Origin of the sequence: Endozoicomonas sp. ALD068 (genome assembly GCF_049310145.1) — a bacterium.
Lineage (GTDB): Bacteria > Pseudomonadota > Gammaproteobacteria > Pseudomonadales > Endozoicomonadaceae > Endozoicomonas_A.
Genome location: NZ_JBLYNU010000004.1, coordinates 5062429 through 5084697, shown reverse-complemented (window position 1 = coordinate 5084697; position 22269 = coordinate 5062429). Strand labels below are relative to the sequence as shown.

The 22269-nt window shown below is 46.7% G+C and carries 24 protein-coding genes and 1 rRNA gene; 16 read left to right on the top strand and 9 right to left on the bottom strand.

The window, feature by feature from the left end; translation table 11 throughout:
* Positions 1-172 precede the first annotated feature (172 nt).
* The 3 genes from rrf (at position 173) to ylqF (ending at position 2984) form a co-directional block, all read left to right on the top strand.
* A 5S ribosomal RNA gene (rrf, locus tag ACO6V5_RS18615) occupies positions 173-288 on the top strand.
* Between the two features lie 854 nt (positions 289-1142).
* Positions 1143-2069, top strand: a complete 927-nt coding sequence (locus ACO6V5_RS18610) for a 2-hydroxyacid dehydrogenase (protein ID WP_422136283.1) — start codon at positions 1143-1145, stop codon at positions 2067-2069.
* Positions 2070-2120: 51 nt separating this feature from the next.
* Positions 2121-2984: a ribosome biogenesis GTPase YlqF gene (gene ylqF, locus ACO6V5_RS18605; protein WP_422136284.1), complete on the top strand. Its 864-nt coding sequence runs from the start codon at positions 2121-2123 to the stop codon at positions 2982-2984.
* A 60-nt stretch (positions 2985-3044) separates the two neighbouring features.
* On the opposite strand, the gene ispG is transcribed toward ylqF, so the two are convergent.
* Positions 3045-4280 (bottom strand): flavodoxin-dependent (E)-4-hydroxy-3-methylbut-2-enyl-diphosphate synthase, encoded by a 1236-nt coding sequence (ispG, locus tag ACO6V5_RS18600; protein ID WP_422139514.1) that lies wholly within the window; start codon positions 4278-4280, stop codon positions 3045-3047.
* A gap of 233 nt (positions 4281-4513) precedes the next feature.
* On the opposite strand from ispG, the gene ACO6V5_RS18595 reads away from it, so the two are divergent.
* From ACO6V5_RS18595 to ACO6V5_RS18585, 3 genes are read left to right on the top strand one after another with little or no spacing between them, the layout of a single operon-like run.
* Complete coding sequence (locus tag ACO6V5_RS18595) at positions 4514-4693, top strand: type II toxin-antitoxin system RelB/DinJ family antitoxin (protein ID WP_422139515.1); 180 nt, start codon at positions 4514-4516, stop codon at positions 4691-4693.
* A gap of 38 nt (positions 4694-4731) precedes the next feature.
* Entirely contained in the window at positions 4732-5241 is a 510-nt protein-coding gene (locus tag ACO6V5_RS18590; RefSeq protein ID WP_422136287.1) for a DUF29 domain-containing protein, read from the top strand.
* A gap of 38 nt (positions 5242-5279) precedes the next feature.
* Positions 5280-5756 carry a DUF29 domain-containing protein gene (locus ACO6V5_RS18585; protein WP_422136288.1) on the top strand — a complete coding sequence of 159 codons (477 nt, stop codon included), beginning with the start codon at positions 5280-5282 and terminating at the stop codon, positions 5754-5756.
* On the opposite strand, the gene ACO6V5_RS18580 is transcribed toward ACO6V5_RS18585, so the two are convergent.
* Positions 5726-6550, bottom strand: a complete 825-nt coding sequence (locus ACO6V5_RS18580; protein WP_422409717.1) for a hypothetical protein — start codon at positions 6548-6550, stop codon at positions 5726-5728. The genes ACO6V5_RS18585 and ACO6V5_RS18580 overlap by 31 nt on opposite strands.
* Before the next feature lie 839 nt (positions 6551-7389).
* Here ACO6V5_RS18580 and ACO6V5_RS18575 point away from each other — a divergent pair.
* From ACO6V5_RS18575 to ACO6V5_RS18565, 3 genes are all read left to right on the top strand, one after another.
* On the top strand, positions 7390-8301 hold the full coding sequence (locus ACO6V5_RS18575; protein ID WP_422136290.1) for a proline iminopeptidase-family hydrolase: 912 nt from the start codon (positions 7390-7392) through the stop codon (positions 8299-8301).
* A 166-nt stretch (positions 8302-8467) separates the two neighbouring features.
* Positions 8468-9481: an autotransporter outer membrane beta-barrel domain-containing protein gene (locus ACO6V5_RS18570; RefSeq protein ID WP_422136291.1), complete on the top strand. Its 1014-nt coding sequence runs from the start codon at positions 8468-8470 to the stop codon at positions 9479-9481.
* 141 nt (positions 9482-9622) lie between these two features.
* A complete protein-coding gene (locus ACO6V5_RS18565; protein WP_422136292.1) occupies positions 9623-9937 on the top strand; it encodes a Rieske (2Fe-2S) protein in 315 nt (104 codons plus the stop codon).
* A gap of 2 nt (positions 9938-9939) precedes the next feature.
* Here the strand turns inward: ACO6V5_RS18565 and hslR are convergent, their stop codons facing one another.
* Both hslR and yrfG read right to left on the bottom strand, forming a co-directional pair.
* The gene (hslR, locus tag ACO6V5_RS18560; protein ID WP_422136293.1) at positions 9940-10362 is read right to left on the bottom strand and encodes a ribosome-associated heat shock protein Hsp15; all 423 of its coding nucleotides are present in this window, start codon (positions 10360-10362) and stop codon (positions 9940-9942) included.
* A gap of 42 nt (positions 10363-10404) precedes the next feature.
* Positions 10405-11058: a GMP/IMP nucleotidase gene (yrfG, locus tag ACO6V5_RS18555; protein WP_422136294.1), complete on the bottom strand. Its 654-nt coding sequence runs from the start codon at positions 11056-11058 to the stop codon at positions 10405-10407.
* A 162-nt stretch (positions 11059-11220) separates the two neighbouring features.
* Between yrfG and nudE the strand changes: the two genes are divergently transcribed.
* The 4 genes from nudE (at position 11221) to ACO6V5_RS18535 (ending at position 15591) form a co-directional block, all read left to right on the top strand.
* The gene (gene nudE / locus ACO6V5_RS18550; protein WP_422136295.1) at positions 11221-11793 is read left to right on the top strand and encodes an ADP compounds hydrolase NudE; all 573 of its coding nucleotides are present in this window, start codon (positions 11221-11223) and stop codon (positions 11791-11793) included.
* Positions 11786-12634 (top strand): 3'(2'),5'-bisphosphate nucleotidase CysQ, encoded by an 849-nt coding sequence (cysQ, locus tag ACO6V5_RS18545; RefSeq protein ID WP_422409721.1) that lies wholly within the window; start codon positions 11786-11788, stop codon positions 12632-12634. Before nudE ends, cysQ begins: the two co-directional genes overlap by 8 nt.
* A gap of 350 nt (positions 12635-12984) precedes the next feature.
* A complete protein-coding gene (locus ACO6V5_RS18540; protein ID WP_422409723.1) occupies positions 12985-14082 on the top strand; it encodes a Fic family protein in 1098 nt (365 codons plus the stop codon).
* Between the two features lie 366 nt (positions 14083-14448).
* A complete protein-coding gene (locus ACO6V5_RS18535) occupies positions 14449-15591 on the top strand; it encodes an RNA-guided endonuclease InsQ/TnpB family protein (RefSeq protein WP_422409726.1) in 1143 nt (380 codons plus the stop codon).
* A gap of 279 nt (positions 15592-15870) precedes the next feature.
* On the opposite strand, the gene ACO6V5_RS18530 is transcribed toward ACO6V5_RS18535, so the two are convergent.
* Positions 15871-16242 carry a NirD/YgiW/YdeI family stress tolerance protein gene (locus ACO6V5_RS18530; RefSeq protein ID WP_422136299.1) on the bottom strand — a complete coding sequence of 124 codons (372 nt, stop codon included), beginning with the start codon at positions 16240-16242 and terminating at the stop codon, positions 15871-15873.
* A gap of 87 nt (positions 16243-16329) precedes the next feature.
* A complete protein-coding gene (locus tag ACO6V5_RS18525) occupies positions 16330-16791 on the bottom strand; it encodes an MEKHLA domain-containing protein (protein WP_422136300.1) in 462 nt (153 codons plus the stop codon).
* Positions 16792-16894: 103 nt separating this feature from the next.
* Between ACO6V5_RS18525 and ACO6V5_RS18520 the strand changes: the two genes are divergently transcribed.
* Positions 16895-17920, top strand: a complete 1026-nt coding sequence (locus ACO6V5_RS18520; protein WP_422139522.1) for a S66 family peptidase — start codon at positions 16895-16897, stop codon at positions 17918-17920.
* Between the two features lie 24 nt (positions 17921-17944).
* On the opposite strand, the gene ACO6V5_RS18515 is transcribed toward ACO6V5_RS18520, so the two are convergent.
* Together ACO6V5_RS18515 and ACO6V5_RS18510 are read right to left on the bottom strand one after the other, a co-directional pair.
* Complete coding sequence (locus ACO6V5_RS18515; protein ID WP_422409729.1) at positions 17945-18340, bottom strand: type II toxin-antitoxin system VapC family toxin; 396 nt, start codon at positions 18338-18340, stop codon at positions 17945-17947.
* 1 nt (position 18341) lies between these two features.
* Positions 18342-18581: an AbrB/MazE/SpoVT family DNA-binding domain-containing protein gene (locus tag ACO6V5_RS18510; protein ID WP_422136303.1), complete on the bottom strand. Its 240-nt coding sequence runs from the start codon at positions 18579-18581 to the stop codon at positions 18342-18344.
* 328 nt (positions 18582-18909) lie between these two features.
* Here ACO6V5_RS18510 and ACO6V5_RS18505 point away from each other — a divergent pair, with 328 nt between their 5' ends.
* Positions 18910-19221, top strand: coding sequence for a hypothetical protein (locus ACO6V5_RS18505; protein WP_422136304.1), 312 nt, complete (start codon positions 18910-18912; stop codon positions 19219-19221).
* A 106-nt stretch (positions 19222-19327) separates the two neighbouring features.
* On the opposite strand, the gene ACO6V5_RS18500 is transcribed toward ACO6V5_RS18505, so the two are convergent.
* On the bottom strand, positions 19328-20437 hold the full coding sequence (locus ACO6V5_RS18500; protein ID WP_422136305.1) for a 2OG-Fe(II) oxygenase: 1110 nt from the start codon (positions 20435-20437) through the stop codon (positions 19328-19330).
* A 386-nt stretch (positions 20438-20823) separates the two neighbouring features.
* Here ACO6V5_RS18500 and ACO6V5_RS18495 point away from each other — a divergent pair, with 386 nt between their 5' ends.
* The gene (locus ACO6V5_RS18495) at positions 20824-22032 is read left to right on the top strand and encodes a hypothetical protein (RefSeq protein ID WP_422409732.1); all 1209 of its coding nucleotides are present in this window, start codon (positions 20824-20826) and stop codon (positions 22030-22032) included.
* Positions 22033-22269: the final 237 nt, after the last annotated feature.

Sequence of the window (22269 nt, the reverse complement as noted above, 5' to 3'; positions counted from 1 at the left end):
AAAGCTGGAAGCTGGAAGCTTGAAGCCGTACACAGTGAACGAGAGTGTTGAGCAAGAATAGACGACACAGCTTAAAAGAGATTTGGATTCCAGAGCCTTGGTTTTCGAGAAACAGCTTCAAGCCTCCAGCTTAAAGCTTCCAGCTCGAGAGCCAACGGCTCGACCAGTTTTGCCTGGTGACCATAGAGCGTTGGAACCACCCGATCCCATCCCGAACTCGGTAGTGAAACGACGCATCGCCGATGGTAGTGTGGGGTTTCCCCATGTGAGAGTAGGTCATCGCCAGGCATTGAATAAAGCAAAACCCCGGTTGAGAGATTGACCGGGGTTTTTGTTTTGTGGGCAAAGGAGTGTGGCAGAACAGAAGTGAAACGACACATGCCTGGGCGGCCCCACCTGGGCGGCCCCCACCGATGGTGAGGCTGTCGCAAAACTCTGGTTCCCATGCTCCAGCGTGAGAACCCATAGCCATCTCGTGCTGCAGAGTCCGCTTTTCAGGGGAGGTATGCATTCCCACGCAGAGCGTGGGAACGAGTTGTTAGAGTTTTGCGACAGCCTCTGGTAGTGTGGGGCTTCCACATGTGAGAGTTGATTATCGCCAGGCATTGAATAAAGCAAAACCCCAGTTGAGAGATCAGCTGGGGTTTTTGTATTTTGGTAACCGAACTCGCAATTGACAGGATCATCCAGAACGACTTTGTAGAGTTGCAGCATTCTATCAAGAATTTATTAATGCTCGAATCTGCAAATTGTTATTTCTTTTGGTTAGAAGGTGCAAGACAGACTCTGTCTCCGTAATAGTCATCGTTGAAATTGCAATCGTTTTGCTTTTTGGATTGCTTAACTGAAACATCGAAACTATCTTGTTTATTTTCTAACTGTTTGGATACATTCATGGAATTGTCCTCTTGTTGTATAAAATAAAAGTTAGAGGCAAGCAGATGAAATTGGAAATTGGCAAAGACTATCACAATGATAGAAAAGCTGTATTCAAATTATTGCAGTGCAGGACATTAACTGTTCTTAATCAATATCTGTTAATAAGGCCGCATTATCCATCCCAGTGGTCAGGCTTTTTCTGGTCGCGACTCAGGGCGTTATTTTTAATTATTAGTTCATGATCTACCAAGGAGTTAAGGTTGATGAAAATCATTGTGTATAACAAGAAAAATAGTGAACTTTGGACTTCAGCCGTCAGGAACGCTTTTCCTGATGCAGACGTACGTCATTGGGTTGAAGAAGCGTGTCACGACTGGCTGGCGGATTATGCAGTGATCTGGCAACCTCCGGCCGAATTCTTTCAACAACAGACCCAATTAAAAGCAGTATTTAACCAAGGTGTCGGTGTTGATGGACTGGTAAATCTTGAGAGCCTTCCTGCTGATCTTCCAGTCTTCAAGTTAAGAGGAGTCGGCATGGAGGAATACATGTCGGATTATGTGATATATGGTCTGCTGCATTTCTATCGAGATTTTGATTATTACAGGCAGCAACAGCTAGATAGTCATTGGCAGCCCCATAAAATAAGCAAAAAGTCAGAATGGACGGTAGGCATTCTCGGTCTTGGTGTTATTGGTAAAGCAGTGGCAAAGGCAGTCAGCGATTCAGGATTCCCGGTCATTGGCTGGAGTCGAACTGAAAAGCAGGTCGACGGTGTTAATGCTGTATCAGGCGATGCAGGATTGGACTACCTTCTGAAACACTCCAGAGTGCTGGTCAATCTCTTGCCCTCAACACCTTCTACCCAAAAGTTGTTGAATCAGAAGGCTTTGGAAAAGCTGCCTGAAGACAGTGTTCTTATTAATGGAGGACGGGGCGATGTTATCGAGATAGAGGCTTTGCAAAATCTTCTGGAAACAGGCCGCATGAGGGGCGCCGTGCTGGATGTGTTTGAAGTTGAGCCACTGGACAACAAGCATCCCCTTTGGCAGAACAGACGGGTTATTGTTACGCCTCATGTTGCAGCTCCTACTCCGATTGAGCGGGCGATGGAACAGATTGTTGCAGACGTAGCGCTTATTGAGCAGGGAGAAATGCCGCCAGCAATAGATAAAAGCCTGGGTTACTAGATTGCTCCGGAGCATATAGAATACCGGCCTTCAGTATACAAAGGTGTTGTTATGGCAATTAACTGGTTTCCCGGGCATATGCACAAGGCTCGAAAGGAGATCAAGAAAGTGGTTCCGGAAGTCGATCTGATCATCGAAGTTCTGGATGCCCGTCTTCCTTTCAGTAGCGGAAACCCTCTGGTGCCTTCTCTGCGTGGTAAAACGCCCTACATTAAGGTCTTGAACAAGAGTGATCTGGCTGATCCTGCTGTCACTGAGCGGTGGATCAGGGAGATGGAAAAAGAAGAAGGGGTTAAGGCCATTGCCCTGACCCAAAGTCAGCCGGAAAAAGTGCGCGGTGTTCTGAGGCTGGCCGAGAGCATGGTAGAACGCAAACTCGACATCAAAGGCATGAGAGCCATGATCCTGGGGATTCCCAATGTCGGCAAATCCACCATGATCAACACGCTTGCCAACCGTATTATTGCCAAAACCGGAAATGTCCCCGCAGTTACCAAGCAGCAGCAGCGCATCAAGTTACCTAATGGCATGATGCTTTTGGATACGCCCGGATTCCTCTGGCCCAAGCTGGAGCCGGAAGCCTGTGGATATCGACTGGCCATTTCCGGAGCGATTAAAGATGCGGTTCTGGAATACGAAGACATCGCCCTGTTTGCCGCTGAATATTTTCTGAAAGCATACCCGGAAGCTCTCAGGCAGCGTTTTCAGATCAATGAGTTGCCTTCCAGTGATATCGAACTGATGGATGTGATTGCTGCCCGCAGAAACTGCATGAGAAGAGGCGGTATAGCTGATCTTCATAAGGTCTCTGAGATTCTCCTGAATGAATTCCGCAGCGGTGGCCTCGGACGGATCAGTCTGGAAACACCGGAGATGGTTGATCAGGAAAAACCTGAGCCAAAAGAAGCAGAGTAATCAAGTACCGGAGCATAAAAAAGCCCGCTGAGCGGGCTTCTAAGGAATTTGATTGAGCGATTACTGGGTGGCAATTAGTGATTCCCTGGGTGAGTAAGTTTTGTGGACGTACTCTTCAATCATTTCCTTGTACTCTTCAGTGATATTGTCACCCTTGAGCGTAGTTACTTTTTGACCGTCGATAAACACAGGTGCCGAAGGTGCTTCACCGGTTCCGGGCAGACTGATGCCGATGTTGGCATGTTTACTCTCACCGGGACCGTTAACAACACAACCCATAACCGCTACTTTCATTTCTTCCACACCCACAAATTTGTGACGCCAGGTCACCATTTTGGTACGCAGAAAGGCGTCGACTTCATCCGTCAGAACCCTGAAGAAAGTACTGGTGGTTCGACCGCAGCCGGGGCAGGCGGTCACCTCAGGAGAAAAGCTACGGACATCCAGTGCCTGTAATATCTGTTGGGAAACAATCACCTCTCGATCACGGCTGCCATTGGGCTCTGGAGTCAGGGAGGTACGAATGGTGTTGCCAATGCCCTGCTGAAGCAATACGCCCATGGCAACACTGGACGAAACAATCCCCTTGCTGCCCATACCCGCTTCGGTCAGACCCAGGTGGAGTGCATATTCACAACGCTCTGAGAGCATTTCGTAGACACTGATCAGGTCCTGTACCCGGGAGACCTTGCAGGAGATAACAATTTTGTTGGCCCCCAGCCCTCTTGCTACGGCTGCATCGGCACTGGTCAACGCGGAGAGTACCAGAGCTTCGTGCAGAACTTCCTGAGAGGATTTAGGGTTTTCAGAACGTGCGTTTTCATCCATTAAACGAGTCGACAGCTCTTTATCCAGACTGCCCCAGTTCACCCCGATACGAATCGGTTTGTCGTACTTTATGGCTACGTCAATCATGGCGTTGAAGCGATCGTCTTTCTTGTTGCCAAAGCCAACATTGCCCGGATTAATGCGATATTTGTGCAGCAGGCGGGCGGTATCATCGTACTTGGTCAGCAAAATATGACCATTGTAGTGAAAGTCGCCGACAATAGGGACGTTGTAGCCCTGTTGGGCCAGCTTCTCATAGATGGCCGGAACTGCAGCAGCCGCTTCTTCGGTATTGACCGTCACCCGGACAATCTCAGAGCCAGCGTCCGCCAGAAGCTTTATTTGCTCAACCGTACGCTCGACATCAGCAGTATCCGTATCCGTCATGGATTGGACGACCACAGGCGCATCGCCACCGATGGTAATGTGTCCAACCTGAACAGCGTGGGTTTTATGGCGTCGGCCCATTAAATTGATTCCTCCGGAATAGGTTATCGAGTTGCTTCGACAAAAAAACTGGCAAGTGCCCTAGGTGAGGTAAAAGTGCTCACAACGAATGTGCAGGCAGCCAAACAATCTAGATAGTTTAACACTTATCGGGAAAAGCGTAGCAGGAACAACGCATCCGTTGGTCGTCTGTTTCATGTACCATACAGGAAATCATGAATTCCAGTCAGAAATATGTCACGGGAGATACCACTATGGCTAAAGAAACCACCGTCAGAGCGCGTATCGACGAAGCGTTAAAGGAAGAAGCGGAACAAGTGCTTCGTAAACTGGGACTAACGACCTCCCAGGCTATTAATCTCTATTTCAGCCAGATTGTCCTGAGAAAGGGGCTGCCGTTTGATGTGGTGATTCCTGACAAAAAGAAAACATAAACTATACTCTCGGGCCTAAGCCGGACAGGAGACAATTCATGAAAAATCTATACGAGACTGATTATTATCGCTGGGTTGAGCAACAGAAAGAGTATCTGACCAATCGTCAATTTGACCAACTTGATATAGATAACCTGATTGGGGAAATCGATGATATGAGCAGTGAGTTGGATACCCTGGAATCTCGTTTGACGACACTCCTGCTCCATTTACTGAAATATGATTATCAGATTCGAGTTTTGAATCCTGTGCTGCCCGAGCCTTATAACTGCAGAGATTGGAAAGGAACAATTAATAGAACAAGGCTGGCAATTAACAAGCTTATAAAGAGACGGCCTCATCTTCAGAGTGAGGTGAAAAGCCTTTTCGATGAAGCTTATGTTGATGGAAAGGTCTTGGCTATCAAGGCAATGAATGACTATGTTCAGCCCCATCAGCAACTGAATGAACATAGCTTTCCTGAGATTTGCCCATGGACATTTGATCAGATTATGGAAGAAGATTGGTTGCCGTTTGATGCAGTAATACCTGATGAGAAGAAAATGTAGACTATACCTCTGAGTTTGAGCCGGATAGGAGGCTATTCGTGAAAAACCTGTATGAGAGCGATTTTTATCGCTGGGTTGAGCAGCAGAAAGAGTATCTGACCAACCGTCAATTTGACCAGCTTGATGTAGATAACCTGATTGGGGAAATCCATGATATGAGCAGTGAGTTGGATACCTTGGAATCTCGTTTGACGACACTCCTGCTCCATTTACTGAAATATGAGTATCAGATTCGAGTTCTGAATCCTGTGCTGCCTGAGCCTTATAACTGCAGAGATTGGATGGCAACTATAGACCGAACAAGAATTGCAATTAGGAAGCTCCTGAAGAAGCGACCTCATCTCAAGGGTATGTTGAACATCAGTATGGATGAAGCCTACCCAGACGGAAAACTGCTTGCGATTAAAGAAATGAATCGATATGTGATGAAGCATCAGCAGCTTGATGAACACAGCTTTCCTGAGATTTGCCCATGGACATTTGATCAGATTATGGAAGAAGACTGGCTGCCTTGAGTCGTTGATTCATTCAAGGCCATCGCTAACTCAGCAGGGATTTTCCAGACACCCACCTTAAGGATTGTGGTCTGACCATTTCTGCTTTCGCCTGATGGTGTAATATGCCAGTCCCATTCATTTACAGGTTTACCGGGCCAAAGGGGGCACGCAACGGTCGTGATAACCTCAATGCCATCGTCTTTGTACTCGTGGCGTTCGTAATCAGAAATTAAGAGAATGGTAAAGCCCATCGCTTTTAAAGTCATGATGTGGGCTTTCTGGATAGCCGTCATCATGCGTATTTCCGCGTCGCCTTCCGGTGGGCTGTTGGAGAATGATAACGGAATCTGTGAAAGCATATTCACACTAATTGCCAGGCTGAAACCCTTGAGCGGCAGCGGTGCAGAAGTGGGCAGGCTTATCTTCTTGCTGCTGAAGTTGCTACAGAGTTCCTCGAGAAGGCCGGTGACATCTCTTAGTTCAAATTTAATATTTGGATACTGTTTCAGCTTGGCAGCAAGCTGCGGCGGCTTTACGGCGTCGAACAATAGGGCACCGGTTGGATGATCGTTGAGTGTTTGCAGTGGAAGATCAAGGCCCAGTCCTGAGCCCAGAATCAGAATGGGTTCAGCAGGATCAGCTTCCTTTATGGCGGCATTAATGGCAGCGCGGGTTTGCTCCAAATGGGGTTGCCAGGCTTTTTTGTTACGCTGGTACTTCCCTGCAATCGCAGCAACCTCTTGCACAAGTCCTGCCTGTCGTGCGCCTTTTACTGCCCTTGAGAAGGCCCATGTGAACGCCTCGATAATCATTTGAATATTTTTCCGGGGTTCATGATTCCATCCGGGTCTGGGGCTGTCGGATTTAATGCTTTCTTACTGCGGTAATGGGTTTGCCATGGCCTATGTCTGTTCGCCGGTGCAGACAGAAGTCGTCACTCAAGTGTCTCGGAACTCTGAAAAAAAGGCCAGCCTTTTTCGAGTCAGCAAAGGAGATGAACTTGCTCAAGAAGGGTGCACAATCTGTTATACACTTTTTATGCACAGGTTTTTTCCCGTGAGCTTAAAGAAAGCGACAAAAAAAACATCACATAAATAAAGGCCTCTGGACGACTATGGAATTTATCTATTTAAACTGATCGCTGCTGACAACTGTATTTATCCACAGCTTCCATAGAGAGTTTTCCACAGAACCCCGTTGAGTCTCCCTCTTGTCAGACTCTTTCTGCCTATTGGGAACTTTAACGGGAAAAGCGACTGAGCCGTTTCTCTTTCAGATGCTCTGCTGAGTTGGTTTGGGACCGACCCCCTGTGAGTCATTTAGCAAAGTAATACGATGGCTGCTGTAAGGGATTGTGATCTACAGGTTGTCTCCCGATGAAACACTTATTCCTGATAGCAATATATTGCCTCCAGCAGGCCCAAAAGTTTTCTGGCAGGCTGTGGATGCACTGGTTTGGTTTGAGCAAGCCAGCAAGGTGAGAACCAGGATCAGGGCATGAGTCTTCAATAAAATCGACAAACCGTTGAAAGATAAATAATTTAGCTAAACGATGGCTCGGAAATAGTAGTAGGTAAATGAGTGCATTGCCTCTTTTTCCACAGAAACTGCCTACACTGAATCCGTTGCGAAGTCTAAACAGTGTACTGGCATGATGACCAAACAAGAGAAGCACAACGCACCGGGAGTTCAGTGGGTGACACTGGATAACGGTTATCGGGTCTGGACTCAGCGGGTGGGCTCTGGGCCATTAAGGTTACTGACACTGCACGGTGGGCCGGGGTGTTCCCATGAGTACCTGGAATGTCTGGAAGATTTTCTTGCTCCTCAAGGAGTGGAGGTCATTTTTTATGATCAACTGGGTTCATGGTGCTCAGATCAGCCTGAAGATGGATCACTTTGGCAATTGGAACGATTCATTGATGAGATCGAACAGGTTCGGACGGCGTTGGGCCTGGAGGATTTTTACCTCTTTGGCCACGGCTGTGGTGGCTTGTGGGCAATTGAATATGCACTTAGGTACCAAAAATATCTGAAAGGACTGATTCTCGGCAGCATCACCGGCAGTATTCATTCCTATATGGCTCATACCAAGCACCTTCGGGAGCAGTTGCCACCGGAAGTGGTCGATCAAATACAACCATTCGAAGCAGCGAACGATCTGGACAATGAAGAGCACCCTTCTCTTTTGATGGAACATCTCTATCGCAAGTACATTTGCAGATTGCCGAGCTGGCCTGAAGCCCTGAACAGGGCCTTTGATCACAGGAATCTGAGTGTTTACAACACTATGCAGGGTAATAATGAGTTTGTTTTTACCGGCAATCTGCTGGGCTGGGATCGTTGGAATGATCTGGCCGGGATCCGTGTTGCAACACTGGTACTGGCTGGACGCTACGACACTACGGCGCCGGACGATCAGAAGCAGATGGCTTCCATTCTGCCTCACAGCAGGCTGGTGCTCTGTGATAACGGCAGTCATTGCTCTATGTGGGATGATCCGGAAAATTACCGGCAAGCGCTCGTGGATTTTTTGAAAGATGTAGAAAGCGGAAGAATATAACCACTGCATGGAATGGGCTTCAGTGATTCTTACTAAGACATTGTCTGAATGATCCGATGACAATAGCAGATATCAGAAAAAGTCCGGAGGTTGACCGAGAACAGGCAACCTCCTGCCTACATTAATGACTTGAATCAGCACTGAGAACAAGGAAGGCACAAGGATTGTGAAAATTTCGCGCAATTATTTTTTACCCGTTGCGGCTTTAGCCACGGTAGTGGCTTCTGCCCAGGCTAATGAAATTCAACCGGAGGCTTCGGCCGCAGTTCAAAAAACAGGGCTGACTCTGACCAATAACGTTCACAATATCATTTTCAGTCGTAATCAAGGCATTCGTCGTGGTTTTAGTTATGGCGACCAGTTTGTCGATGGTGCAGCCTGGGGTCAGCTTCTTTATACCGAGGGTGAACAGGAGGCTGTTGCTCAGGAAATGGGCTTCAAGAATCAGGTGGGAGGCATGACGCTGGGAGTGGACGGTGAGCTGGAAGGTAATATCAGATTCGGGTTTGCCATGACCTTATCCAAAGCCTCTATTGAAATGGATGATGGCGCCAGTACCCGTCAACAAAGTTATCTGACCTCGCTCTATGGCAGCTGGAATTACCGAAGACTGTCCATGAACGCCATGGCATCTGTGGGAAGTGGTTCCAACGACAGTAAAAAAACAGTTAATGGCCAAAGAGTGAAAGGCGACTTCAAGGCTGACCAGTGGGGCCTCAGAGTCACTGGTAGCACCGCCTGGCAGCTGGGTAGCTGGAGTCTGGTGCCTCGGGCTTTGTTCAGTTATGGTCAGCTTCGGATCCAGGATTATTCTGAAAAGGGAAACTCCGGGTTCGAGCGAAAAATTGAAAATGATGACTACCTCACAGCTGAGCTGGGTGCTGGATTCAAGTTTAACGGAGCCATTTGGGGACGTCAGACCGTCTTTAAACCTGAGCTGACACTGATGGGCTATTACGACTTTATTTCATCCGGAAGCGAATTCAAAGCGACCTACCTGGCTGACGGCTCAACTCTCAAAGTGGCTGGGCAGGACAGGGACCCCTATCGTCTCACTGCAGGTCTTGCTTTTGCCGTCAAAAGTGGTCATCACTGGACACTCAGAGCAGGATATGACCATAACTGGAGTCAGCACTACACCACCGACAGTTTTTCAGCCAGAGTGCGCTATGAGTTTTAAATCAGCTCGATTATTATGGGCCGATACTGCTCTTTCAGGCTTCGTATCTCCCTTGATGATGCGCAGTGAGCGCCATTGTCGGCTCATGGCTGTTTGAAGAATCTATTTTCTGAGCAGCCATCAAACTCAGGAACTGGAAACTTGTTGGAACTCTGCGCTGTTGATGATCTTGAAAACCCGGGAAGTAAAGGTTTCGAAACCGAAAAAGGCTCTATTTTCGTTGTCCGTCGAGATGAAGAGGTCTTCGTCTACGAAAACAGTTGCCCACACCTCGGTATTAATCTGGAATGGCAGCAAGACCGCTTTCTGGACAGCGAAAAGCGAGTGATCCAGTGCGCTACTCATGGGGCTCTGTTTCTCATTGAGTCAGGAGAGTGTGTGGCAGGCCCATGCCTTGGTGACAAACTGACCCTGGTTCTCTCAAAGGTGGAAAAAGGTGTTGTTTATCTGATCTGACATTAATCGGCCAGGTTGGATTTCTGCCTGAGAATATCCCTTCTCTGTTTTTTATCCGGACGGCGATCCGGCCTCGGCGCCATGGCACCGCGCATTGCCTTGCGTTGTTCTGCTGCCACCTCACGAGACTGGATGCTGGCCGCAGTCTCTTTGTAGAGTTGTTGTGCCAACTCGGCTTTCTGACGTTTGTCAGAGAGTTCCCGAACAATCACTACTCTTTCATCCCAACCGGTACGCAGTTTCAGCTGGTCACCTACTTTGGGCTCTTTACCGGGTTTGCAGCGCTGGCCATTCAGGTGCACCTTGCCACCTTCAATAGCTTCTTTGGCGATATTTCGGGTCTTGTAAAAGCGGGCAGCCCAGAGCCACTTGTCCAGGCGTACTTTGTCCGACTGTTTGTTGTGAACACTACTTTGCTTGGCCATTCATTACTCTCAAAAGTCATTAAACTGGTTTTCAAAGCCTAATCAAAGATGAATAAGCTCGTGAAAATCTTCAACAGCCTGATATTCACCAGTATCTTTAGCACCCTGTTTGCTGTCTGGGTAACGGATAGCCAGTAAATGGGCGATGCCATAGGTTTTGGCAGAATCCAGGACCGGCAGGCTGTCATCAATGAACAGGGCTCGTTCCTTGTCCGTTCCTATATCGGCTTCAAGGTTGTGCCAGAATGCCTGGGTTTCCTTCGGGTAGCCGTAATCATGGGAGCTGATCAATTTGTCAAAGTAGTGGGCCATGGAGAGTCTTTCCAGCTTCAGCGACAGGCTGTCCCGATGGGCATTGGTGATCATAATCACTTTCTTGCCCCGGTCGCGGATATTTTGCAGGAAACGGTCGGCACCGGGTCTGAAGCTGATCAAATGAACCAGCTCCTGCTTCAGAGCGATGATATCCAGGTCCAGCTCTCTGGCCCAGTAATCCAGGCAGTACCATTCCAACTTGCCGTATGTCTGGGCTACCCTCGGATGCAACTCTTCTTTCGACTGCTGCAGAGTAATGCTGTGTTTTTCGGCATATTTATGAGGCACATATTCCATCCAGAAGTAGTTATCAAAATGGAGATCCAACAGTGTGCCATCCATATCGAGGAGAACCGTATCTATGGTATTCCAGTTAATCATAATCACCTCGATATTCTTCTGTTGTCATAATGGCGTATCCAGACCCTGAACGGCAATCTTGCTGTATTATTGGCGCAAGGCTAAGTGAATTAAGTGTCCATCGACGTATGTAAGCAATGGCTTAGACACATATAATAACGGCTGAACAAGAGGCAGGGAATCATGTCAGAAAAACCGGTCATCAAAGCGTGTCGTGAAATTGCACGCACTCGTCTGTTCAGAATAGAAGAACTGGATCTCAAATTCTCCAATGGTGTTGAAAGAACCTATGAACGATTGGGTTCTTTTGGAACAGGGCATCAGGCGGTCATGGTGGTGCCGCTGCTGGATAATCATCGTTTTCTGATGATCCGCGAGTATGCCGGTGGTACCGAAGACTATCAGTTGACTCTGCCCAAGGGGTTGGTTGAGCCGGAAGAAAGTCTGCAACAAGGCGGTAACCGCGAGCTAAAGGAAGAAGTCGGTTATGGAGCCCGGCAATGGAAGTACCTGAGTTCATTTACCCAGTCACCCAACTACATGAAAAGCAGAATACACTCAATGGTGGCCTGGGATCTTTATGAAGAAAAGCTCGAAGGGGATGAGCCAGAGCCCCTGGAAGTGGTTGAGTGGTCCTTTGACCGCTTGCTGGAACTGAACGAAAGGCCGGACTTTTCCGAAGCAAGGGCGTTGGCTGCCCTGTTTCTGGTCAGAGAGAAAATTCAGGCCGGATGGCTGGAGAATCCTGATGTTTGACAACAAGCTGATTGAGTCCGTAAAGCAGATTGCCCGAGAGGCCGGAGAGGCCATCCTGACCCTTTACCATCAGCAAGATCTGGGTGTTCAGCATAAATCTGACAAAACGCCGGTTACTGTGGCAGATCTCAAAGCCAACGAAGTGATTGAGCGGGGCCTGAAGGCTCTGGACGTTCAATACCCGATTTTATCAGAAGAGTCGGAGCATACCGCTTTTACCGAACGCTGCCAGTGGGAACGCTATTGGCTGGTGGACCCCCTGGATGGCACCCAGGAGTTTATCAATGGAAATGGCCAGTTCACTGTGAATATCGCCTTGATGGAAAAGTCAGAAGATGGTCGAAGCTACCCGGTATTGGGTGTGGTTCACGTCCCTGATGAGAATACTATTTATTGGGGTGGCAGTGACCTGGGGGCTTTCAAGCAAACTGAGGACCAGCCTGCGGTCAGTATTACTCCAAGAAGTTTTCAGCCAGGAAAGGAAACTGTGGCACTGGGCAGTCGCAGTTATGGCACCGAAAGAGCTGCTGTATTTATTGAAAAACTCAGAGCGCTCTATCCCAATCTGGAGGTAAGGCCTGTCGGCAGTGCCCTCAAGAGTTGCCGTGTCGCAGAGGGGCTGGCAGACATCTACCCAAGGCTGGGGCCGACATCCGAGTGGGATACCGCAGCAGCTCAGGCGATACTGGAAGGTGCCGGAGGCTTACTGCTGGACCCTCACGGCAAGCGCTTTTCCTACAACTTCAAAGAGAGTCTGCTGAATTCCGATTTTCTGGTGGTGGGTGATCGAACTCAGGACTGGTCGAAGATCTGGAATGCACGGTTATTAATTGGTCTTTAGGAGTCTGAATAAGCCAAACCTGCCTGCCAGAGCAATATTCCCAAGAGGAGCATGCTACTGGAAGGCAGGTTTGGATAATGTAATGGAAGCCCCGTCTGGAAACTTCGCGGATTTTGCTGGTTGACACTCTTAATCTGTTAGGAAAGATAAAGTGGCCGAGTGATTTGTATTTTTTGTATTAAAAATCAATTAATTTAATACAAAATCTGATTTGTGTATCAGGTTCAGTACGCTACCGTTATTGTGTATTAAATATTGCAATTTTTAATAAAAAATTTTGTGTTGGATACGACAGACACAAAAGGATTTATATATTAAATATTCTTTTTTTTAATACACAAGGTTTTGGCATGACCCCGTATATACCTGATACGCTTCCCCTTCAAGGTCTTGATTTCAGCCGTCTCATCACGCTGGTTGGTGAAGCTAATGCGGCACTTGCTGAATACAGTGGTTTGCTGCAGGGAATCATTAATCCTGCGGTCATGCTATCGCCCTTGATGAATCAGGAAGCGGTGTTATCATCGAGGATTGAAGGGACCCAGGCCACGGTTGAAGAGGTGCTTGAGCATGAAGCAGGTGCTCAATTTGACGAGAGAAAAAATACAGACATTCAGGAAATACTGAACTATCGAAAAGCATTGATGCTGGCTCAGGAGTACCTGGCTGAAGGGCGAACCATCTCTTTAAGCCTCTTGTTACAGTTACATCAGCTACTACTGGACAGTGTAAGAGGGCAAGGCAAAGCACCGGGTGCTTTTCGAAAGGATCAGAATTGGATTGGTCGAGCTGGATGTACCCTGGAGACCGCAACCTTTGTTCCCCCGGACCCCATAAAGCTGATGGATCATCTTGAAGCCTGGAATCATTATCTGGGCGAGAATGATTTTGATGTATTGGCTCAGACCGCCATTGTTCATGCTCAATTTGAACTGATACACCCATTCAAGGATGGCAATGGTCGTATTGGTCGTTTGGTTATACCGCTGTTTTTATACAGTAAACAGAGACTCTCCAGTCCTATGTTTTATCTTTCAGGTTATCTGGAAGCACACCGGGATGAATATTACGAACGGCTGAAGAGGATTTACCAGGAAGGCGACTGGACAGGATGGATTGAATTTTTTCTCAAAGCCACACTGATTCAGGCTAAAGAGAACGTTCAGAAAGTAAAAACGATCATGTCGTTATATGAGAAGACTAAAGTCAGTGTTCAACAAACGACAGGCTCAAAGTTCACTATGCAACTGATAGATACACTCTTTGACAGACCTATCTTTCAAGTGAACGATTTTGCTAAACGGTCTGGTATCAGTAAGCCTACTCTGCACGGTCTTTTGCGCCAGTTGCATGTGCCGGATGGTCCCATTGTGACGCTCAGGGAAGGATCTGGCCGCCGACCTGCAATTTATGCATTCCCGGAACTGCTCCATATCTGTGAGGGTTAAAAACAGTTCGCAGAAATCTATTATAATCTAAAACTATCTTATAAGATCTCAAGCATGGATAAGTGATTAGTGAAGATTAGGTGGGGCAGCTCGTTTACATGGTACAGACCCAATAACACTTTGAAAATCGGAAAGTGCAGGTGAGCTGCTTCCTGCCAGAAAGACCAAAGTTGGAACTTGTTACTACGACGTGTCTGAATTGATGGGCTACAGTAACGAAGCTGCGCCAACGCTTTGCTATTGCAGAGTATCCGGTCACGACCAAAAGCCAGACTTAGACAGGCAGCAAGAGTTACTGGAAGCCTGCTGTTCTGCAAAAGGTTGGCGAACTCAGGTTATACGAAAAAATGCTTGAGACTTTGCAAGATGTTGTTAGCTCACAAGATTGAACTCAGACCGACAAAACAACAAGCCGATTATCTTGATAGGGCTTGTGGTTCTCGTCGTCATGCGTTCAATCAACTGTTGGCACATTTCAATCAAGAAGGCGTTAAATGGTCAAAGAAGGCTGCGAATGAAAAATACCAAGAACTCAGGCTTGAGTTTCCCTGGTATGCCGAAGTCAGCCAACGTGTCACCAGGAATACAATCGACGATCTTCATGACGCCTTTACTCACTTCTTCCGTCGGGTGAAGAAAGGAGAAAAAGCAGGTTATCCAAGATTCAAGAAGCGAGGACTACACGACAGTTTTTCTCTCAGAGAAAAACCCAAGTTCGATGTTGATGGCAGAACACTTCGCATTGAGAAACTGAAAACCCGCATCAAGATGCGCCAGGAACTGAGATTCACCGGAACACCTTGTCAGGTGACGATCAGTAAGCGAGCCGGAAAGTATTTCGCTTCTATTTTGGTAGACACTCAGGATTACCACCCAAAAGCACAAAGCCATGAGTCTGTAGGCGTTGATTTTGGCATCAAAGGTTTAGCTATTTGTTCGAATGGCAAAACCTTTACTGCTAATCAGAAACTGAAAGGCTCTCTGAAACGCCTTAACAGGAAACAGAGGGCGTTAAGCCGCAAAACAAAGGGAAGCAACCGCTATGTGAAAGCCAAGCGAGCGGTTGCCAAACTGCATTACCGGATAAGTAACCAGCGATCAGCCGTACTACATGAGGTAAGTGATTATCTGACGTCAAGATTCAAAATAATCACCCTCGAAAATCTGAATGTCAAAGGCATGGTAAAAAACCGCAAACTGGCAAGAGCAATCAGTGACGCAGGTTTCGGTAAGCTGAGAGAACTTGTTGAATACAAGGCAGAGCTGAGAGGATGCCAGGTTGTGATTGCAGATCGGTTCTTTCCCAGCTCGAAGAAGTGTGCGGTTCATACTTGCGACTACGTAAATGACAATCTTACTCTGTCTGATCGTGAGTGGCGGTGTCCAAAATGTAAAACTCTGCATGATAGGGATTACAGTGCGAGTTTGAACCTTGATAATTACGGTCGAGACAGGTTACAGCTCGACGGGGTCGCCCAGACCCTAAACCCTACGCAAGAGTGGAGTTAGACACGATTCGTCGTGCATCCATGTCGACGGCGTAGATTAAGTCTACATAATTACAGATTATGTTAGATTTTTAGTAGCGGTAAAAACTAAATACTGCCATAAAAAACTAAATTTACCCGGAAAAAATGCCTGAAAAATAAATATTGGTCATATTTTGTCTATCCAAAATATAACGCTGGAGGGTGCCGGAGATTTACTGCTCAACTCCGACTTCCTGGTGGTCGGTGACCGCACTCAGTAATGATCGGAGATCTGGAATGCACGGGGGCGGATTAGTCTTTAGAAAACATAAAGAATCTTGTCGGCTTCCACTACAATGGGTTTGTTTGGGTCTTTCGTGACCTCACCTTTGATGATGGTAGGGGAGCGGAAGAGCAGACCCTTTTTGGGTATGTCGTCATTCTTAATCTGAATCTGGATTTCTCCGGTTTTATCTCGAAACAGGTAAATTGAACATCTAAGCTTCTTGATGATTTGACCGGAAAGTCTCACTAGCTCCTCATCGTCTCCGCTGTCGATCAACTGTTCGATGCTCTGCTTTTTATAATCATGAGCTTCTGCGGAAGCGGGCGGTGATGGCAGAGGCAAGTCGTTTTCTGAAAAGGCGGGCAAGGACAACAAGCAGAGGCCGCTGAAAATGAGTCCTTTCATAAAAATTATCCTTTGATCGTCTATTGTTCAGAATAGCTCAGTTGAATGGCTATCTATACCTGTCGCCCTTGAAGATACGGGGAGATCTCAAAGAAAAGTCCAGTCACTGAATGCAGCAGCCTGACCCCGGTATTCATCTTCCTCATCGTAGAGATTCCAGACCAGCGCCTGCTCAATCAAAAACCGTCGTCCGGTACTGGAAACCCGGATACCTGAATAGTTTTTGATGTAGCCGCGTTCACTGACTTCTTTGAGCAATCTGGCCCGCTCTTCCCTGTTGGGCTGCCCTGCAGAGTGCCTGGAGGGCATTTGAGTCAGGATGTTCCAGTCCATTTCAAAGAGAGACTGGGCACTCAGGTTGCCATAACAGAAAATCGGATCACTTTGTGTGCCATGAGACAACAACACTGACGAGTGTTCATACAGCTTTAAACCCAGTTCGGGGTCTTTCAGAGGCAGTCCGAAAAGCAACTGACCCGTCAGGGTAAAGTAACTGCTGGCCATCAGCAGGCCTTGTTGCTGAAGAAAAGGATCGTGCGGTGATATCATGTTTTGCCTTGTTGCGACAGTGAATAGCAGGAAAGTAAAATGAAAAAAAGCCTAAACGCTCATGGCTTAGTCGTAAAGAACTGATAAAAGATGAAATCGGATAATGAAGTACCCTGCACCTTTGAGACCCGGCAGTCGAATCGCAATCACAGCATTTTCTTCGGGTGTTTCAGAACCCTGTCACCCTCGTCTTGATCGATGCCTTGATGATCTGCGCGCTCAGGGCTTCATTGTGGTTGAAGGTCAGTGTCTCAGGTCGAACCATCATTATGTCAGTGCGCCACTGAAGAAAAGGGCAAGGGAACTAACTGATTTTCTGCTGGACGACGCTATTGATGCAGTTATGCCGCCCTGGGGAGGAGAGATTGCCATGGATCTGCTTTCAGTGCTGGACTTTGACCAGATAGCCAAAGCAAAACCCAAATGGCTGGTGGGCTTCTCTGATATTAGTACGCTGACGTCTGTAATCACCAGTCAATGCGGTTGGGCGACGGCTCATTGTACTAATCTGATGCAACTCCATCGTTCGCAGCAGGAGCCTTTAACGACCAACACTCTGGCTTATCTGGGAACTACTGAAGCATTCACTCAATATTCATCAGAAAAGTATCAAATCTGGGGAGCATCCTACGCTGAAAACCCCAATGCATTATTCAACCTGACTGAGTCCACGTGCTGGAAATCTATGGGCGGGAACCAGCAGGTTGTAGAGTTTTCCGGTCGTTTGTTGGGAGGCTGTCTGGATACCCTGTGTCATCTCTTAGGGTCAAACTATCTGGATTTAAAAGCTTTCCAGCAGAGATACCCTGAGGACGGAATTATACTGTTTCTGGAGAATGCAGAGTTTTCTCCCACTGCTCTGATCAGAGCGTTGTTGGGTCTGAAGTACAGAGGTATCTTTAACCTTCTGAATGGGCTGTTGATGGGTCGAAATCCACCTGATGAGCATCATGGTCAATCCCTGACTTATCATCAGGCACTAAGTTATGTCCTGGAAGGTCTTGAGATACCTATTATCTACGATGTTGATATCGGGCATCTACCACCTAATCTGACCCTGATTAATGGGACCCTGGCAGAAGTCAGTCTTATTGATGGCAGAGGCAGGGTTCAACAGAAGTTGATCTGAAGCAGAAGGGCTTTTTGTATTAATTCAGGGGCACAAAATATCCAACATGGGGAAGTAGGTTGAGAAACGCCCTTTATTTCTTGTGATCAATCGTCCTTTTTCAACGGCTGCCTGTGCACCAATAAAAAAATCAGACAATACGCCACTTTTCTTACCGCTCCTGCGACGATATTCAAGGTGCTTTTTTGATGCCAGAAATAAAGTTCTATGGCATGGAGCCCTGAGAGTAAGATTAAGATCCTTAAGTAAAGACAAAGCCTCTTCAACTGTACGTAGAGGCGCACATATTTCAGAAAAGGCTATTGGGGATATAGATAGCTCCTCGTATTGTTCCAGTGCTGATACAGCCCACTCGTAGTGAGGTGCTTTTGTATCAAGCACATCTACAACGACGCATGAGTCTAAATAGACTACCGACATATCAGATATCCGACCGGCTATCGTCTATAAGTTGATTGAATTCTTCCCGGCTCATATCCATTGAATATTTATTGTGTAAATTACGAATATCCACTTTCTGGTTTTTGGCGGGTGTCAGAATGATTTCTCCATGATCATTGAGATTAACGCTTATTTCAGTTTCCTGATTAATGCCCAGCTTGGCTCGAATATCTGCGGGAATGGTAACCTGACCATGCTGATTAGTTCGTACGATCCTCATAATTTTGTACCTATTAGAATCTATTGAAATATATTAGATCACTTTTACAGTGCGTGACACTCTTTCAGATTCTGTTTACATCCTCGGGTGATCCCGGGGTGCCTATCAGCCGCAAGCCAGACGAGCCAAAATCAGATCTCAATTCATTCAGCACGAGAGGATGTTTCTTTTCCGGACGAAACCAGGTGTTGGGTGGGTTGAGTTCATGAATAGTCTGGAATGTTAGCAATACTATCCTCCATGTTAGTTTTTTTCTGGAACATTTAAGAGGAAATGTCATCTGACTCTATATGTTGTATTGATGAACCCTTCAAACTCGGAGATAACTATGGCACCAATCGAGATCAAATCGACTCAACCGACTCAACAGAGTCAACCGGCTTCACAACAAACGGTAAGACACATATACCGACTTGAAAGCAAAAAACCGCAATGTTACATGGCAGCCTTTGGCTTCACTGTTGGTGCCTTTTTGGGGCGCCCTTGTGATGGTTGCATTCTTGGCTTAATAGCTGGCTGTCTTTTCAAACACTCCTTAACATCCTTCAACATTTATGAACGAGATGTTGAGGTGCAAAATATCGAAGCGAAAGATATTGAAGTGAAAGTTATTGGCGCGGATAAGATTGCCAGAGATTGAGACTGTAGAGAACTTTTGCATGAAGTTCAGCGAGTTATATGCCAGTTTGAGCGAGTTGGGCGTAGCAGGTAAGCTCGCTGCCAAACCATGGTAGCACCGGCAGAGATTAGTTTGACTGATAAGGCTCAACACCGTCGCCCAGGTAGCGATTATTTTCTTCACGTATTCTGGCTGCCGCATCATCGTAAAGAAATGGCAGGGTGACATAGCGGGTGCCACTGGTTACCGGTGTTGCTGCATGCATAAGAGAACAGGAAAAGACAATGGCACCACCTGTGGGGGGCTTATAGCGACGGTTGCCGTATTCTGGAAACCACAATTCTCCCCCTTCGTATTCGTCACTATTCAGGTTGATGCTGATAGCGAATCGCCGGTGTGCAGTGCCCTTCGTAGTGTTATCCCGGTGTTCTTTGAAGAAGCCCGCATTGCTGCTGTCGTAGCAGGCAACAATATAGCGCTCAATGCGTGTGGCCTGAAACTGAAAAGCTTTGGCTATTTCGGGAGTGAGGCGGGTTCTTATTCGATGTTTCAACGCTGCCTGCAGGTTTTTATCGTCAATACTGAGGTCGGTTCGACGTTTGACATGGTTATCCTGAAGTTCCAGTGTCTTGCCGCCAACGGTTCGCATAAAGCCCGAAGGCTCCGGCTGCCCTTTCTGATAATAACGAACAAGGGTTTCGCAAAAGTCGCTTTCCAGCACCCTGGGCACCAGCAAAACCGGAGCCCAGGGTTCTATATCTGGAGATGAGTGATACACTGGGTCAGGCAGCTTCTGCATAGTTGTTATAAAAATATCAGGCTCGTCAAGATTGCCTTTGGCATAGACACGAAGCGTTGGGTCCAGAATTAACCAATAAGGATAGAAAATTTCTTGCTGTTCTGAGCGTTTGTCCATGGCTCCATATTGCCTGCAAACAGTTCCTCCTTCATCGTAAAAAATACGTTGATTTGGGAATGCTTTCAGTGCCTGGGGGTTGTGCAGGTCTCTTTGATTCAGGGTGACTGCGAAACGGACGCTTTTGTCGTCACGAGTCATTAAGTTTGATTGACTGACTGCTTCCAGAAACTTGATGACCGGTTTTGCGGAGCAGTCTCCGAGAAAGACCAGTCCGACAAAACGTCCGCCGAGACTGGAAAAAGCAAATTGAGGGTTGTTGGTTGTGTGAGCGTGGAACCAGGGGGCAGGTTCTCCCCATGAAGGTGATTTATTGTTCATTTATATATGCGTTCTAATTTATTGATAATTTTTTTATTTCAAACCTTATTAACTATCGACCAGTTTCTGTTAAAAAATACTTTGCACAGCTTTTTGAGGACTTAACATGGATGTACTGGGGCTTGTGCCACAAGGGCTCGAATTTAATGGCAATTCTGGTGTCCCAGCGAGTTGCCTTAAATTGCCATGAGAGCCCAACCGATTGATATCAATGGGTTAAAACTGTCCGAAGCATTGTTGCTGACGAGGCAAAAAATTAAAATACAAAACCTTCATCCTCCCAAACTTCTGCTACTATCACTGGGTCAATATTGATCAGAAAAACGAGCGCTTTATCAGGTTTCAGTGGCGGGTGTTTCGACCCCGAAAAACAGGGTGTGACTGTAATGTCGTCAGGTAAGTTAGCGAGTATTTTTGCAATTTTGTGCTCAGTGGTAACGGCAGTTTATGGTTCTGATCCGGAAAAGAAAACTGCAGTAGTCAATGCGGGCAGTACCGGTTCAAGACTCTATATCTATGAACATTCCTCAGACCCTGCCAACGGAATTCCTGTTATCAAGAACAAAACGCCAAGCAAAATAAAAGGAGGCGTTCATGAAGAAAGTGTAGATAGTGTGAGTGGCTATCTTGATCGGCTATTCGATTCAGTCAGCAAAGAAAATATTAATAATATTTACTTTTATTCAACCGCCGGAATGCGGGTAATCAGACCTCAGAAAAGAGCAGCTCTGAATGATAGAATTGAAAAATGGTTAAAAGAAAACTTTCCTTCAGCCACTATTGAAGTGGCGACAATAACAGGCAGAAAAGAGGGACTCTATGCCTGGCTGGCGCTGAATTATGACAACTCGCGCATAAAATTACAGGGAGACACAGTAGGTGTTCTTGACCTGGGCGGTGCTTCTACACAGATTGCTTATGAGGTAGATAAGGATGAGGATTTCACCGTTAAGATAAACGACAATACTTACAAGCTTAAGTCAGAAAGTTTTTTGGGTTTAGGGCTGAATCAGGCAATAAGCCAATATTTGAACCGGGCGTCATGTTTCCCTATGGGCTACCCTTTGCCAGATGGCAGAAACGGAACTGGTGATTTTATTACCTGCACTGCGAAAGTTAAGCCGTTGATTACAAGAGTACAAGAAATCAACAACTATATTGGATTTCACCCTCCCCGAAATACGCACAGTTTTCTTGCTATTGCAGGATTTGACTATACCGCAGCAGAGTTAGGTATTAGTAAGGATTTTTCCATTGCCAGTCTGGATGAGAAGGGTAAGACGTTTTGCGATAGTGCCTGGAATGACCTGAAGAGTGGAAAAACTCCTTATCCGGTCAATTCTTTCTTATGGCATTATTGTTTCGATGCAGCCTATGAGAAGGACTTGTTAACATTTGGGTATAGGTTAAACACCAGAAATACTCCTATTAAAATGGCTTCCAGTATTGGCTATAAATCTGATTGGACCATAGGCGTTTTGTTTAACTCTTTTATCACCTCGGTTAATAAAAAGGAACGAGAGTATCATACTGAATTCTTCAGATCAGAGAATTGCATGCACAATAGTGCAGCTTCTTCCATGTCGTTTTTTTAGACCACTGCACCTGCTCTTAAATGGCAACATCAGAGAGTCAATGATTCGGACGATTTTTAACTCAGTGGTGCCTGGGGATTGGTGATCAGGGCGCTTTCAGGCAGCTCGGAGAGACGGCAGATTTGCGATGACATCCGAACCCTTGTCACAAGCATCGGCACATCAATGTTAAGTACCTAACCAGTTGGTTTCGCATATTCTGGACGGCGGCTTTTTCCATCCTTCTGCGTTCCAACT